At 71.7% G+C, this 14,932-nt stretch carries 13 protein-coding genes; 9 read left to right on the forward strand and 4 right to left on the reverse strand.

The annotated features are described in order from the left end of the window. Positions 1 to 24: 24 nt before the first annotated feature. Together BLR90_RS12380 and BLR90_RS12385 are read left to right on the forward strand one after the other, a co-directional pair. Complete coding sequence (locus BLR90_RS12380; protein WP_091025511.1) at positions 25 to 462, forward strand: NUDIX hydrolase; 438 nt, start codon at positions 25 to 27, stop codon at positions 460 to 462. After that, positions 459 to 1,793 (forward strand): CapA family protein, encoded by a 1,335-nt coding sequence (locus BLR90_RS12385; protein ID WP_091025512.1) that lies wholly within the window; start codon positions 459 to 461, stop codon positions 1,791 to 1,793. The genes BLR90_RS12380 and BLR90_RS12385 overlap by 4 nt, the downstream gene beginning before the upstream one ends. Positions 1,794 to 1,800: 7 nt before the next feature. Here BLR90_RS12385 and BLR90_RS12390 read toward each other — a convergent pair whose 3' ends face one another. Beyond that, a complete protein-coding gene (locus BLR90_RS12390; protein ID WP_091025513.1) occupies positions 1,801 to 2,775 on the reverse strand; it encodes a M28 family metallopeptidase in 975 nt (324 codons plus the stop codon). Between the two features lie 222 nt (positions 2,776 to 2,997). On the opposite strand from BLR90_RS12390, the gene dnaK reads away from it, so the two are divergent. The 6 genes from dnaK to BLR90_RS21280 all read left to right on the forward strand — a co-directional run bounded on the left by dnaK (position 2,998) and on the right by BLR90_RS21280 (position 9,340). Then, positions 2,998 to 4,875: a molecular chaperone DnaK gene (gene dnaK / locus BLR90_RS12395; RefSeq protein WP_091025514.1), complete on the forward strand. Its 1,878-nt coding sequence runs from the start codon at positions 2,998 to 3,000 to the stop codon at positions 4,873 to 4,875. Further along, a complete protein-coding gene (grpE, locus tag BLR90_RS12400) occupies positions 4,872 to 5,477 on the forward strand; it encodes a nucleotide exchange factor GrpE (protein WP_245715280.1) in 606 nt (201 codons plus the stop codon). The genes dnaK and grpE overlap by 4 nt, the downstream gene beginning before the upstream one ends. Positions 5,478 to 5,492: 15 nt before the next feature. After that, entirely contained in the window at positions 5,493 to 6,662 is a 1,170-nt protein-coding gene (dnaJ, locus tag BLR90_RS12405; RefSeq protein ID WP_091025515.1) for a molecular chaperone DnaJ, read from the forward strand. Beyond that, positions 6,662 to 7,096 carry a heat shock protein transcriptional repressor HspR gene (locus BLR90_RS12410; RefSeq protein WP_091025516.1) on the forward strand — a complete coding sequence of 145 codons (435 nt, stop codon included), beginning with the start codon at positions 6,662 to 6,664 and terminating at the stop codon, positions 7,094 to 7,096. Before dnaJ ends, BLR90_RS12410 begins: the two co-directional genes overlap by 1 nt. Before the next feature lie 88 nt (positions 7,097 to 7,184). Continuing rightward, entirely contained in the window at positions 7,185 to 8,486 is a 1,302-nt protein-coding gene (locus BLR90_RS12415; RefSeq protein WP_091025517.1) for a DUF445 domain-containing protein, read from the forward strand. Further along, entirely contained in the window at positions 8,483 to 9,340 is an 858-nt protein-coding gene (locus BLR90_RS21280; RefSeq protein ID WP_091025518.1) for an Abi-alpha family protein, read from the forward strand. Before BLR90_RS12415 ends, BLR90_RS21280 begins: the two co-directional genes overlap by 4 nt. Before the next feature lie 4 nt (positions 9,341 to 9,344). On the opposite strand, the gene BLR90_RS12425 is transcribed toward BLR90_RS21280, so the two are convergent. From BLR90_RS12425 to BLR90_RS12435, 3 genes are read right to left on the reverse strand one after another with little or no spacing between them, the layout of a single operon-like run. Beyond that, a complete protein-coding gene (locus BLR90_RS12425; protein ID WP_091025519.1) occupies positions 9,345 to 10,793 on the reverse strand; it encodes an ATP-binding response regulator in 1,449 nt (482 codons plus the stop codon). Then, positions 10,790 to 11,410 (reverse strand): hypothetical protein, encoded by a 621-nt coding sequence (locus BLR90_RS12430; protein WP_091025520.1) that lies wholly within the window; start codon positions 11,408 to 11,410, stop codon positions 10,790 to 10,792. Before BLR90_RS12430 ends, BLR90_RS12425 begins: the two co-directional genes overlap by 4 nt. Continuing rightward, complete coding sequence (locus BLR90_RS12435; protein WP_143016204.1) at positions 11,407 to 12,114, reverse strand: hypothetical protein; 708 nt, start codon at positions 12,112 to 12,114, stop codon at positions 11,407 to 11,409. Before BLR90_RS12435 ends, BLR90_RS12430 begins: the two co-directional genes overlap by 4 nt. 195 nt (positions 12,115 to 12,309) lie before the next feature. Here BLR90_RS12435 and clpB point away from each other — a divergent pair, with 195 nt between their 5' ends. Next, the gene (gene clpB, locus BLR90_RS12440; protein ID WP_091025522.1) at positions 12,310 to 14,910 is read left to right on the forward strand and encodes an ATP-dependent chaperone ClpB; all 2,601 of its coding nucleotides are present in this window, start codon (positions 12,310 to 12,312) and stop codon (positions 14,908 to 14,910) included. Positions 14,911 to 14,932 lie beyond the last annotated feature (22 nt).

Here is a 14,932-nt window from a genome sequence, read left to right on the forward strand (position 1 = left end):
GCTCAGGTATTCCATGATGGGCCGATGGAGTTCACCGACTACGACACCCGCCTCGCCGCCTACGCCGTGGTCGTGGACGACGACGAGCGGGTGCTCCTCGCGCTCTGGAACGAGGCGGAGGAGGGGCGGTGGGCGCTGCCGGGTGGCGGCGTCGACTTCGAGGAGACCGCCGAGGCGGGTGCGGTCCGGGAGGTGCGCGAGGAGACCGGGTACGACGTGGTGCTGGACCGGCTGCTGGGCGTGGACTCCCACGTCATCCCGGTGGAGCGGCGGTTGTCCGACACCGACCGGCCGATGAAGGCCGTGCGCGTCGTCTACGCGGCGACGGTCGTGGGCGGTGAGCTGACCCACGAGGTCGACGGCACGACCGACGAGGCCCGCTGGTTCCCGCTCGCCGAGGTCGCCGACCTCCCGCGGGTCGGGATCGTCGACATCGCGCTCGCCCTCTGGCGCCAGCGGTGAGCCGGCGCGCCGGCGCGGTCGTGGCGGTCGCGGCGGCGGTGCTCGGCCTCGCCGCGTGCACCGACAGCACCGAGTCGCCGGTCGCCCCCCGGGAGAGCCTGGTGCCCAGCGTCCTCGAGCCTTCGCCGCCCGCTGTCCCACGACCGGAGGAGCCGCTGGTCGTCATCGGCCACGCCACCGTGCCGCAGCTCGACCTGACGGGGGCCCAGTCGCAGCGGCTGCTGGCCGGCGAGGTCAGCCGGTGGCGAGGCTTCCGGGTGCTGACCGGTCGCGCGCCGGCCCGACTGGTCCGCGCCGTCGAGCGCGACGCGGGCACCCTGGCCGTCGTACCCGTCTCGGCCGTGGGCCCGACCGTGATGGCGGCCCGGGTCGACGGCTACGACCCCGTCCGGGACGCCGCCGGGACGGTCGACCTGACGGTGGCCGGCGACGTGATGCTGGTGCGCCGGGTGCCGGACCCGGCCGCGGCCCTCGCGCCGCTGGCACAGCGGCTGCGCGGCGCCGACCTGACGGTCGGCAACCTCGAGAGCACCCTGTCGCGGGACGGCGAGCCGACCCAGGGTGGCGACTCGTTCGGGGGGACGCCGGCGCTGGTCCCGGTGCTGCGCGCGGCCGGCTTCGACGCGGTGTCGCTGGCCAACAACCACGTCGGCGACTACGGCGAGGTGGCGCTGCTCGAGACCGTGCGCACCCTGAGGTCGAGCAGTCTGCAGGGCTTCGGAGCGGGCCGCGACCTGGCGTCCGCGGGCCGGGCGGCGGTGCTGACCCGCGACGGCGTGAGCTTCGCCTTTCTCGGCTTCAACGCGATCGGCGAGACCCCGCAGGCGACGCCCGAGCGGCCCGGCGCCCTCTCGGTGCGGATGCCGCCGCGCACTGGCCCGCTGGTGCGCAGCGACCTGGACCACGTGGCCGACCTGGTGAGTGAGTACGACGGACTGGCCGACGTGGTCGTGGTCCTCCCGCACTGGGGTGAGCAGTACGTGCACGAGCCCTGGCAGGTCCAGCGCGACGTGGCCCGCCGCCTCGTCGCCGCCGGCGCCGACCTCGTGGTGGGCGGCCACCCGCACTGGGTCCAGGGCGTCGAGGCCGTCGACGGCGTGCCCGTCGTGCACTCCCTCGGCAACTTCGTCTTCGACATGGACTACATGGAGCAGACCCTCGAGGGCGTCCTGCTCGAGGCCACGTTCTGGGGCAAGGAGCTCAAGGCCGTGCGGTTCGTGCCCTACCGGATGGACACCGAGGCCTTCGCGCCGCGCGTCGCCCGCGGTGACGCCGGCTCGGCGATCCTGGACGACCTGTGGAGCAGCAGCCGCGGTCCGTGGGCGTCCTGAGTCCCGGTCACCTGAGCCAGGCCAGCACCGTGCGGGCGGTGCGCTCGAGCTGCGCGCGGTTGACGACGGCCGGCAGGTCGGCGGCCGAGTGGTAGGCGCCGTACGACGTGCCGCCGAGGCGGGCGCCGGGTAGGCCGTCGCGCACGAACGACCAGTGGTCGCTGGAGTCCTGGCCGGTGTCGAGCACCGTCTCGACGCCGGCGCTGCGGGCCGCCTCGACCAGGGCGTCGGTGAGGGCGGTGGGCCCGTCGGCCGGCGTACCGACCGGGAGCACGTCGCCGACCCCGACACGGTCCATCGAGACCATGCCGCGCAGCGACTGTCGCTGCTGCGGCGTCAGCGAGGCGACGTAGGCCCGGGAGCCGTAGTGGTGGTGCGCGTCGCCCTCGCCCCGGGGCTCCTCGGAGCCGAAGGCGACCAGGACGACGGGGAGCCTGCTGCGGGTGTCCTGCAGCGCCTCGGCCACCGCGAGCAGGACGCCGATGCCCGACGCGTTGTCCTCGGCGCCGGGCGCCAGGGGGACCGTGTCGAGGTGGGCACCGACGGCCAGCCAGGGCTCGCCCGGCTGGAGCTCGCCCTGTGTGGCGATCAGGTTGACCGACGGGCCGGCCTCGACCGGTGCGTTCCAGGAGTAGCCGGCCGGGGTGGGGAAGCGCTGCCGCTCCACGCTCCACCCGCTCCCGGTGAGCTGCCGCTCGACCCACGCCGCCGCCTCGAAGTAGGCCTTCGTGGTGCCCGGCCGTGGGCCGATCTCGAGCGCGAGGTGGCGTACGGCGTCCATCGCCGTCCGCACCCGCGCATCGTCGGGGGTGACCCGGGGCGGCTCGGGCGGTGGCGTCGGGGTCGGGGCTGGCTCGCTCGGGGACTGCGCCTGGGTGGGCCTGGGGTTCGGCGCCGGGTCTGCCGTCGTGTCCGAGGGGGAGCTGCACGCGGCGATCAGGGCCAGGGTGGCTGCTGCCGCCGCTGCCGTCGCACGCCTCATGCCCGCCAGTGTGCCTGCCCGCCGCTCATCGACAGGGTCGTGTGCCTCAGGGTGCGGCCCAGCGCACGCTCAGGCACACGACCCGCAACTGGTGACGCTGAGCGGGAACAACCGCCCCGCACCCTCCGTTGAACCGACTGAACGAACTTGAGTTGATCGCACTCAACTTGTTTGCGAGACTTGGGTTCATCACCTGAATCACCTACACGGAGGTAACCCGAAATGGCACGTGCTGTCGGTATCGACCTGGGGACGACCAACAGCGTCGTCGCCGTCCTCGAGGGTGGCGAGCCCACGGTCATCGCCAACGCCGAGGGCGCTCGCACCACCCCGTCCGTCGTCGCGTTCGCGAAGTCCGGCGAGGTCCTCGTCGGCGAGGTCGCCAAGCGTCAGGCGGTCACCAACGTCGACCGCACGATCCGCTCCGTCAAGCGCCACATGGGCACCGACTGGAAGCAGAAGATCGACGACAAGGACTTCACGCCGCAGCAGATCAGCGCGTTCGTCCTCCAGAAGCTCAAGCGGGACGCCGAGGCCTACCTCGGTGAGCCCGTGACCGACGCGGTGATCACCGTGCCGGCGTACTTCTCCGACGCCCAGCGCCAGGCCACCAAGGAGGCCGGCGAGATCGCGGGCCTCAACGTGAGTCGCATCGTCAACGAGCCGACCGCCGCCGCGCTGGCCTACGGCCTCGACAAGGGCGACGACCAGACGATCCTCGTCTTCGACCTCGGTGGCGGCACGTTCGACGTGTCCCTGCTCGAGATCGGCGAGGGCGTCGTCGAGGTCAAGGCGACCTCCGGCGACAACCACCTCGGTGGTGACGACTGGGACAACCGCGTCGTCGAGTGGATGGTCAAGAAGTTCAAGGACAACAACGGCGTCGACCTCGGGGCCGACAAGATCGCCAAGCAGCGCCTCCAGGAGGCCGCCGAGAAGGCCAAGATCGAGCTGTCCTCCTCGAGCGAGACCACGGTCCACCTGCCCTACATCACCCACGGCGAGTCCGGCCCCCTCCACTTCGAGGAGAAGCTGACCCGCAGCGAGTTCCAGAAGATGACCGCCGACCTGCTCGACCGCACCAAGTCGCCGTTCAAGAACGTCCTCAAGGACGGCGGCGTCGCGATCGACAAGATCGACCACGTGGTCCTCGTGGGCGGCTCGACCCGCATGCCCGCCGTCGGCGAGCTGGTCACCGAGCTTCTCGGTGGCAAGCAGCCCAACAAGGGCGTCAACCCCGACGAGGTCGTCGCGGTCGGTGCCGCGCTCCAGGCCGGCGTGCTCAAGGGCGAGGTCAAGGACGTCCTGCTCCTCGACGTCACCCCGCTGTCGCTCGGCATCGAGACCAAGGGCGGCGTCATGACCACCCTGATCGAGCGCAACACCACGATCCCGACCAAGCGCTCGGAGATCTTCACGACCGCCGACGACAACCAGCCGTCGGTCGAGATCAAGGTCGCCCAGGGCGAGCGCCAGATGTGGGGCCAGAACCAGCCGCTCGGCAACTTCGAGCTCACCGGCCTGCCGCCGGCGCCGCGGGGCATCCCGAAGATCGAGGTCACCTTCGACATCGACGCCAACGGCATCGTCCACGTCTCCGCCAAGGACCAGGGCTCCGGCAAGGAGCAGTCGATGACGATCTCCGGCGGCTCCGCGCTGTCGAAGGACGAGATCGACCGGATGGTCAAGGAGGCTGAGCAGTACGCCGAGGAGGACGCCAAGCGCCGCGAGACCGTCGAGGTCCGCAACCAGGCCGACCAGCTCGTCTACACGACCGAGAAGTTCCTCGCCGAGAACGCCGAGAAGATCCCCGAGGACGTGAAGACCGAGGTCCAGGCCGACGTCGACTCCCTCAAGGTGCTGCTCGAGGACGCCGAGTCGTCCCCCGAGACGCTGACCGCCGGGGTCAGCAAGCTCGGTGAGTCCAGCCAGAAGATGGGGGCCGCGATGTACGCCGCCGCCGAGGCCGAGTCGGCTGCTGCCGGCGGGGCCACCGGTGCCACGGGTGAGGCCGACGACGACGTCGTCGACGCCGAGATCGTGGACGAGGCAGACGAGGCCCCCGCTGACGAGGGCTCCGCCGACGGAGGGGCCAAGTGACCCAACCGGACCCCGCGTCCGAGATGCCCACCGAGACCGAGGTCGCCGAGGAGCCCACCAGCGGGGTCCAGGCTGACGACCTCGGCGAGGTCGGCGAGATCGGTGACGTCGAGTTCGAGGACGACCTCACGCGGGCGCGTCGGGACCTCACCGAGCTGACCACCGACCTGCAGCGGCTCCAGGCCGAGTACCTCAACTACAAGCGCCGGGTCGAACGTGACCGGGAGCTGGTCCGCGAGAACGCGACGTACGCCGCGCTCACGCCGATCGTCGAGGTCCTCGACAACATCGACCGGGCGCGTGAGCACGGGCCGCTCGACGACGGCTTCAAGGCCGTCGCCGAGCAGCTCGAGCGGGTCGTGTCCGGCCTGGGGCTGGCTCGTTTCGGTGCGGTCGGCGACCCGTTCGACCCCACGGTCCACGAGGCGCTGTCCCACATCGGCGAGGACCCGGAGGTCTCGGTGACCACCTGCAAGGTGATCGCCAAGGCCGGCTACAAGATCGGCAACCGCGTGGTGCGCGCCGCGCAGGTGCTCGTGGTCGATCCTGTTGTCCAGCCGGTTGTCCAGCCGGGTGAAGAGCCGGTTGTCACGGAGGAGTGAGAGGGGAGGTGCGCGATGAGTGACAAGGACGGGTTCCGGGCCGACTGGGCCCAGAAGGACTTCTACCAGGTGCTCGGAGTCAAGAAGGACGCCCCGGCCGACGAGGTCAAGAAGGCCTACCGCAAGCTCGCGCGCGCCAACCACCCCGACTCGCACCCCGGCGACGAGAAGAAGCACGAGAAGTTCAAGGCCGTCGCCGAGGCCTACGACGTCGTGGGCGACACCGAGAAGCGCAAGAAGTACGACGAGATGCGCGAGCTCTACGGCTCCGGTGGCGGATTCCGCGGCGGCGGCGGTGGTGGCGGCGGGTTCAACATGGACGACCTGCTGCGCGACCGGGCCGGCGGTGGCGGTGGCTTCGGCGACATGTTCGGTGACCTGTTCGGCGGCGGCGCGGGACGGCGTACCCAGCAGGTCCGGCGGCCCAGCAAGGGCGCCGACGTCGAGACCACGGCGACGATCAGCTTCACCGACGCCATCGACGGCGTCACGATCTCGCTGCGGCTGACCTCCGACGCGCCCTGCCCCGACTGCTCCGGCACCGGCGGCAAGGCGGGCACCCGTCCGCGGGTGTGCCCCGAGTGCGAGGGCGCCGGCTACGTCACGGTCTCCACCGGCGGCGGCTTCTCGATGAACGAGTCCTGCCCCAACTGCGGTGGCCGGCAGCTCGTCTACGACGAGAAGTGCCCCACCTGCCACGGCAACGGCCGCGGCCTGTCCGCGCGCTCGATCCAGGCGCGGATCCCCGCGGGCGTCAAGGACGGCCAGCGGATCCGGGTGCGCGGCAAGGGCGCCGCGGGCGAGAACGGCGGCCCGGCCGGTGACCTGTTCGTCGTGGTCAAGGTCTCGCCGCACCGGCTCTTCGGACGCAAGGGCGACAACCTCACGCTGACCGTGCCGGTCTCCTTCGACGAGGCCGCGCTCGGCGCCGAGATCAAGGTGCCGACGCTCTCGGGGGCGCCGGTCACCCTCAAGATCCCGGCCGGCACCCCCAACGGGCGCACGTTCCGGGTGCGCGGCAAGGGGGCCAGCAAGGCCGACGGCACCACCGGCGACCTGCTCGCGACCGTCGAGGTCCAGGTCCCCGCGGTCCTCGACGACGCCGCCCGCCAGGCGGTCGAGGCCTACCGCGAGGCCACCGCCGGCAAGCCGCTGCGCGCCGGACTCTTCGAGGCAGGCGCCTGATGGCCGGCCGCGACCCGTTCGCCGCACCCGGCCCGGACGCCGCGGTGTTCGTGATCAGCGTCGCGGCCGAGCTCACCGGGCTCCACCCGCAGACGCTGCGCACCTACGAGCGGCTCGGGCTGATCACCCCCGGCCGCACCGTCGGCGGCGGGCGCCGCTACTCCGCCCGCGACCTCGACCGGCTCCGCGAGATCTCCGACCTCACCTCCGCCGGCATCGGCATCGAGGGCGTACGCCGCATCCTCGAGCTCGAGAACCGCGTGATCGCCCTGGCCTCGCGCAACGAGGAGCTGGTGGCCGAGCTCGAGGCGACCCGCGAGGCGCTGCGCCACGCCGCGACGGTCCGGCGTACCGACGGCGCGCCCAACAAGCTCCCGGTCCTGCGCCAGCCCGACGCCGGCCAGGCCGTCGTCGTCTGGCGCCGCTCCCGCTGACCCAGGCGTGACCCGCGTCCTTTACAGCGACGCCGATAATGTCTAGTGTCGGTCGACCGCCCCGCGAGGGTCGAGCGAAGGGGGCCGGGTGGACTGGCTGCAGGAGTGGGCGGCGCAGGTCGACTGGGTCTCGTTCGTCACCATCCCGGTGTTCACCGGGGTGATCGGCTGGCTGATCAACTGGTCCGGCCTGGTGATGCTCTTCAGCCCGGTGCGCTTCCACGGCGTCTCCGTGCCCGGCATGCGCGAGTTCGCGACGCTGCTGCCGCGCAAGCTGCAGGAGGTCCCCGGCCTGCTCCAGGGCGGTATTGGCTGGCAGGGGATCATCCCCGCCCGCGCCGCCAAGATGGGCAGCATCGCCGTCGACAAGGCGATCGCCAAGCTCGGGACGCCGGCGGAGTTCTACCAGCAGCTCGAGCCCGACCGGATCGCCGAGCACATCGTCACCACGTTCCGCCCCGAGATCCCCCAGCTCGTCGACGAGGTGATGCGGCGCGAGCACCCACGGCTCTGGCTCGACCTGCCGCTCTCGGTGCGTGAGGCCGTCGTGGAGCGGGTCCAGGCGCAGCTGCCGTCGGTGGTCAATCGGGTCACGACCGAGATCGGGATCCACATCGACCAGTTGCTCGACCCCAAGATCATGGTGATCGACCACTTCCAGGAGAACCCCGCGCTGGTGGTGCGGATCTTCCGCGACTTCGGTCAGCGCGAGCTGAACCTGATGGTGCGGTTCGGCTTCATCTTCGGCTTCCTGCTCGGCATCCCGGTGGCGCTGGCCGACAGCATCGCCCATCAGTGGTGGCTGCTGCCGGTGCTGGGCGTCATCGTCGGATGGGTCACCAACGCGCTGGGCATGTGGCTGATCTTCGAGCCGCCCGAGCCGCGCAAGGTCTTCGGCGTCACGGTGCACGGCCTCTTCCTGCGCCGGCAGGACCAGGCCGCCGAGGTCTACGCCCGGATCATCGCCGACGACGTGATCACCCTCGAGCGGATCGGCGACTTCCTGCTCGACGGGCCGCGCGGCGACCGGACCCGCCAGATGCTCGCGACCGCCCTGCGCCCGGCCATCGACCAGGCGGCCGGCCCCGCCCGCGGTGCCGTGCGGGTGGCGGTCGGCGCCCACCGGTTCGACACGATCCGCGACTCCGTGGCCACCGAGGCGGTCGGCCACACCATGACGCCGTTCAAGGACCCGGTGTTCAGTGCCCGGCAGGCGGAGAAGATCCGCGACCTGGTCGCGCGCCGGACCAAGGAGCTGTCACCGCGAGACTTCGTCGAGATGATGCGGGCCGCGATCCGTGAGGACGAGTGGATGCTCTACGCCCATGGCGCGATCATGGGGCTGGGTGGCGGTTTCCTGCACCTGTGGATCTTCGGAGTGGGCGGATGACTGAGTACGACGAGCACGACCCCGGGCTGCCCGGCCTCGCCCGGGTCGCGGCGTACGCCGCGCTGCACACCACCGAGTGGGGGGTGCGCACCTCGCTCCAGTCGTGGAAGCGGGTCGGTCGCGCCGTCACCGACCCCGAAGAGGCGGCCGCGCTGGTCCACGACGCCGGCCGGGCCCTCGACCTCGTCGGCGAGGTCGCCCGGTCGGTCACCACCGGGACGCCGGTCGCCCAGGCGCTGATCGCCGCCGCCGAGCGGGTCAACGGCAGCACCAACGGCCGGCTCAACGGCCGGGCCGAGCCGCCCAAGTCCCAGGCGGAGACCCTGCGGGAGATGGGCCAGGACCTGCTGAGCAGGTCGCGCGACGTGTGGAACACCGACGAGGGACATCCCGCCTACGAGCGGATCCTGGGCGAGCTCGCCCCCGACGAGGCCCGGATCCTGATGCTGCTGCTCACTGGCGGGCCGCAGCCGAGCGTCGACGTGCGCACCGGTGGCCCGGCCGGCATGGTCCACAGCCAGCTGATCGCACCGGGGCTGACCATGATCGGCGCCCGGGCCGGCTGCCGCTACCTCGACCACGTGCCCGCCTACCTCAACAACCTGTTCCGCCTCGGCCTGGTGTGGTTCTCCCGGGAGTCGCTGCGCGATCCGATGGAGTACCAGGTGGTCGAGGCCCAGCCCGACGTCCTCGCCGCCCTGCACTCGGTGAAGTTCGCCAAGGTGGTGCGGCGCAGCATCCACCTCACGCCGTTCGGTGAGGACTTCTGCCGGACCTGCCTGGTCGAGGAGGAGCACCTCGCCGTCGCGTCGTTCCCCGAGCACGCCGTGCCTCCCGAGATCGACGAGGACTAGCGGACTAGCAGGCGAGCAGCTTGATGGTGAAGACCGCGCCCTCGGTCTCGCCCGGGTTGTAGGTCACCTCGCCGTTCTGCGAGTGCGCCAGCGTGCGGACGACGTAGAGGCCGAGGCCGGTACCGCTGGCGACCGCGTCGTTGGCCCGCGCGAACTCCTCGAACAGCTGGTCGCGGAAGTCTTCGGGCACGCCTTCGCCGTGGTCGATGACGTCGATGCAGGTGTAGTCGCCCTCGGCGCGCACGTGGATGGAGTACGGCGCCTCGCCGTACTTGTGGGCGTTGCTCAGCAGGTTGGTCAGCATCTGCTCGAGACGCAGCGGATCGGCGCGCACCGTGCGCGGGTCGTCGACGAACACCGGGATCTCGTAGCGGTCGGCGATCGCGCCCTCGATCACGGCGCGGGGCTCGACCACCTGCATGTCGATCCGCAGGGTGCCGCGCTGGATCTGGGCCGCGGTCAGGAGGTCCGCGGTGATCGAGTCGAGGATCCGCGCCTGCCGCGCCACCGACCCCATCAGCCGGTCGCGCTGCTCGTCGTTGATCTGCTGGGAGTCCCAGCCCATGGTCTCCGCGATACCGCAGATGACCGCGACGGGACCGCGGATCTCGTGCGCGGTCGTGGCGATCGCGCGTCGCAGCAGGCCGACGTCCTCGGCGGCGGAGTCGAGGTAGACCAGCACCGACCAGCCCGTACGCCGCAGCGTCGCGCGGACCCGGCCGCCGGCGACCTCGACCTCGAAGGACGCGTCGGCGTCGAGCCGGTGGTAGGAGACCAGCTGGGCGAGCTCGGGGGCCGCCATGCTCAGCGGCATCCCGGTCTTCGCCTTGCCCAGCAGCCGCTCGGCCATCGCGTTGGCGTGGACGATCCGGAAGAGCGGCTCGTCGGCGAGCTCCATGACGCCGTACGGCGCGACGTTCATCGCCTCCCAGGACGAGACGTGGGCGTGGTCGCCGGACCCCTTCACGGAGGCGGCGCGGTCGGCGCCGCGGTCCTCCAGCGTCTCGGCCTTGACCGCGCGGTCGCTGCTCGGCACGACCGAGAGGGTGCGGGCCGGCTTGCGGGGTCCGCCGGAGGTGATGTCGCGGACGTAGTCGAGGATCGTGTTGAGCGGGGCGCCCTTCTGCACGTAGCCGTCGGCGCCGGCGGCCACGGCGCGTGCCGACATCTGCTGGGCGCCGAAGCCGGAGAGCACCACGATCTTGGCGGCGGGGCACAGTCGCCGGATCGTCGGGAGCGCCTCGATCCCGTCCATGACCGGCATCGCCAGGTCGAGCAGCACGACGTCGGGGCGGGTCTCGCGGACGACCTCGATCCCCTCGCGGCCGTCGCCGGCCTCGGCGACGACGTCGAAGCCGCCGCGGGTCAGTGCGAGCTTGAGCAGCTCGCGGAGGTCCTGGGTGTCGTCGATGATGACGACCCGGCGAGGCCGGCCGCCGGCGAGAGCGCTCATGGTGTCTGCCTTTCGGGCGGGGCGTCGGGGCGGTCGGAGTGGGCCTCGCTGAGGTCGACCACCGCCGGGGCGGACCGCAGGAGCTCGATGTTGAAGCCCTCGGTCCCGAGCAGGTTGGTGATGATCCGGCTGGCGGAGGCGATCGACGACGTCAGGGCGGCGTTGGCCTTGGCGGTGTCGTCCAGGTCGAGCGCCATCTTCGCGACGACGATGCCCTGGAGCACGCTGTCGTTGAGCTCCAGGGCCTGCTGCTCGCGCTTGCGCAGGTCCTCGAAGAGCTGGGCTCCCTGCATCAGCGAGGAGTAGTTGCGTCGCAGGGTCCAGTAGTAGAGGGCGACGATCAGCCCGACGCAGTCCCAGATCGTCAGCGGCCAGCCCCAGGCGTTGCGCATCGCGAGCCCCCGGTCGTCGTTGATCCCCAGCGACGGGAGCAGCATGTGCACCGCGTGGCTGCCGTGGTGGACCGCGCAGGTGAGGAAGATCGCGGACGTGGCGGCGCCCAGCGGGTTGGTGCGCAGCTGGTTGCTCTTGGCGAGCGGGATGACGATCGCCAGGCAGATGAGCAGGTAGGACATCGCGATCCCGGCGTTGCACACCATGGCGATCTGCCAGCTCATGCGCCCGCTCCGCTCAGGGACAGCAGGGCGAGCAGCAGCACCGAGCAGGCGGTCCAGCCCCGGGCCAGGCCCGGCCAGTCGAACCAGCCCGCGGTGCGCAGCCCCGCGGGCGCCTTCAGCGCAACGCACGCGAGCACGACCGCGATCTCCCACCCGGTGGCGGCGAGGTCCCACGGACCGACCGGTTCGCTGCCGCTCAGGCGGCTGAGCGCCCAGAGGGTGACCAGCGCTGCGTTGCCGACGACGCCGGCCTCGAGCAGGGCCCGGCCGGGGCGGGCCAGGAACAGGGCGCTCCAGCCGAGCTGGGCGGCGGCGCAGGCCAGGAAGAACATCCCGACCAGTGGCTGGTCGGTGAGGTGCGCCGGCCCGACGGCGGCGTGGACGCCGGCCGCGGCCGCGCTGCTGACCAGCGCCACGGGCAGGGCGGCCGGGGCCGCGCGGGGTGTGGGAGCCACCTCCCGCACCGGACGGACGGCGGTCAGGGTGGCGCCGGGTTCGGCGAGCCGCCCGACGGCGGCGAGCTCGCGCAGCCGGAGGACCCGGTCCTCGTGGGCGCTGCGCGCGGGTGCGGACTCGACGCGGAGGCGCTCGAGGGCATGCGGGAGCAGCAGCAGTGCGAGCCCGAGCACTCCGCCGAGCACGACGGCGTAGTGCACTGTGTGCGCCAGCATGCTCGCGCCGGCGGCGGTGGACATGACTGTCACCGACGATCCCTCCCCACGCCGCCCCCAGGCGACGTGCTACCCACGGTCACGGTAGGGGACGGGGTGGTCCGGCCGCCTGGCTTTGGGCAAAGATCTGTCCGGACGAAAACAGTCGAAGTTGAGTGGAACAGACTCAACTTTGGGATCGTTGTGACTAGTGACCGCCCGTATCAGTCGCGCACCCACAGGAGAGACATGAGCCAGTTCGGCGCCGACAAGTTCACGACCCGCAGCCGCGAGGCGATCGAGGCTGCCCAGCTCTCGGCCACCACCGCCGGCAACACCGCCACCGAGCCCATCCACGTTCTGGTCGCCCTGCTCCGCCAGGACGACGGGATCGCCCGCAACCTGGTCGCCAAGGCGGGGGTCGACGCCGCCGCCCTCACCGCGCGCGCGGTCGCCGTGCTCGAGGCCCTGCCCAAGGCCAGCGGCGCCACCGTGCAGCAGCCGGCCGCGTCGGCCGCCCTCACCCGTGTGCTCGCGGCCGCGCTCGACCTCGCGTCGTCCATGAAGGACGACTACGTCGCGACCGAGCACCTGCTGATCGCGATCGCCGGCACCGACAGCCCCGCCCAGAAGGTGCTCACCGACTCCGGTCTCACCGAGGCCGGGCTGCGCGAGGGGCTGACGGCCGTCCGCGGCAACCGTCGGGTCACCAGCCAGGAGGCCGAGTCGACGTACGAGGCCCTGGAGAAGTACTCCGTCGACCTCACCTCCGCCGCCGAGGACGGCCGGCTCGACCCGGTGATCGGCCGCGACGCCGAGATCCGCCGCGTGGTGCAGGTGCTCTCGCGGCGCACCAAGAACAACCCCGTGCTCATCGGCGAGCCCGGTGTGGGCAAGACCGCCGTCGTCGAGGGCCTGGCCCAGCGCGTCGTCGCCGGCGACGTCCCCGACTCCCTCAAGGGCCGCCGGGTGCTGAGCCTCGACCTGGCCGCGATGGTCGCGGGCGCGAAGTACCGCGGTGAGTTCGAGGAGCGGCTCAAGGCCGTGCTCGAGGAGATCAAGGACGCCGGCGGCCAGATCATCACGTTCATCGACGAGCTCCACACCGTCGTCGGCGCGGGCGCGGGCGGCGACTCCGCCATGGACGCCGGCAACATGCTCAAGCCGATGCTGGCCCGCGGCGAGCTGCACATGATCGGCGCGACCACCCTCGACGAGTACCGCGAGCGGATCGAGAAGGACCCCGCCCTGGAGCGCCGCTTCCAGCAGGTCTTCGTCGGCGAGCCCAGCGTCGAGGACACCATCCAGATCCTGCGCGGCATCCAGCAGAAGTACGAGGCCCACCACGGCGTCCGGATCACCGACGCCGCGCTGGTCGCCGCCGCCACCCTGTCCGACCGCTACATCACCGGTCGCCAGCTGCCCGACAAGGCGATCGACCTGATCGACGAGGCGTCGTCCCGGCTGCGCATGGAGATCGAGTCCTCCCCGGAGGAGATCGACCAGCTGCGCCGCCAGGTGGAGCGGCTCAAGATGGAGGAGTTCGCACTCGAGCGCGAGAGCGACGAGGCCTCGGCCGACCGGCTCGAGCGGCTGCAGGCCGACCTCGCCGACCGCGAGGAGGAGCTGCGCGGGCTCGAGGCCCGGTGGGAGCAGGAGAAGGCCTCGCTCGAGGGCGAGGGCGAGCTGCGCCGCCAGCTCGACCACCTGCGGATCGAGGCCGAGAAGCTCCAGCGCGACCAGGAGTACGAGAAGGCCAGCGAGCTGCTCTACGGCCAGATCCCCATGCTGGAGAAGAAGATCGCCGAGGTCGAGGCGGTCGAGCGCAGCGAGCTCGAGCCCCTGGTCGGCGAGGAGGTCGGTGCCGAGCAGATCGCCGAGGTCGTCGAGGCCTGGACCGGCATCCCCACCGGGCGGATGCTCGAGGGCGAGACCGCCAAGCTGCTGCGCATGGAGGACGTCGTCGGTGAGCGTCTGGTCGGCCAGCAGGACGCCGTAGGCGCCGTCAGTGACGCCGTACGCCGTTCGCGTGCCGGCATCGCCGACCCCAACCGGCCCACCGGCTCGTTCCTGTTCCTCGGCCCGACCGGCACCGGCAAGACCGAGCTGGCCAAGGCGCTGGCCGACTTCCTGTTCGACGACGAGCGCGCGATCGTGCGCATCGACATGAGCGAGTACTCCGAGAAGCACTCGGTGGCGCGCCTGGTCGGGGCCCCTCCGGGCTACGTCGGCTACGAGGAGGGCGGCCAGCTGACCGAGGCGGTCCGCCGCCGGCCCTACTCCGTCGTGCTGCTCGACGAGGTCGAGAAGGCCCACCCCGAGGCCTTCGACATCCTGCTCCAGGTGCTCGACGACGGCCGGCTCACCGACGGCCAGGGCCGCACGGTCGACTTCCGCAACACAATCCTGATCCTCACCAGCAACCTCGGCTCGCACTTCCTGGTCGACCCGACGCTCGACACCGAGAAGAAGAAGGAGTCCGTGCTCGCGGTCGTCCGGGCCAGCTTCAAGCCGGAGTTCCTCAACCGGCTCGACGAGATCGTGCAGTTCGACGCGCTCACCCGCGACGACCTCGCCCGGATCGTCGACCTCCAGCTGGCGCTGCTCGAGAAGCGGCTGGCGGTGCGCCGGATCAGCATCGTGGTGACGCCCGAGGCCCGCACCTGGCTCGCCGACACCGGCTACGACCCGGCGTACGGCGCCCGCCCGCTCCGGCGTCTGATCCAGACCGCCATCGGCGACCCGCTGGCCCGGCTGCTGATCGGCGGCGAGGTGGTCGACGGTGGCACGGTGAGCGTCGACGTGAGCGCTGACGGGGCCTCGGGGCTGACCCTCGCCGTCGGGGCGTGACCGGGTCACTGGTGGAATGGGC

This window comes from Nocardioides szechwanensis, assembly GCF_900103935.1.
Taxonomy (GTDB): Bacteria; Actinomycetota; Actinomycetes; order Propionibacteriales; family Nocardioidaceae; genus Nocardioides; species Nocardioides szechwanensis.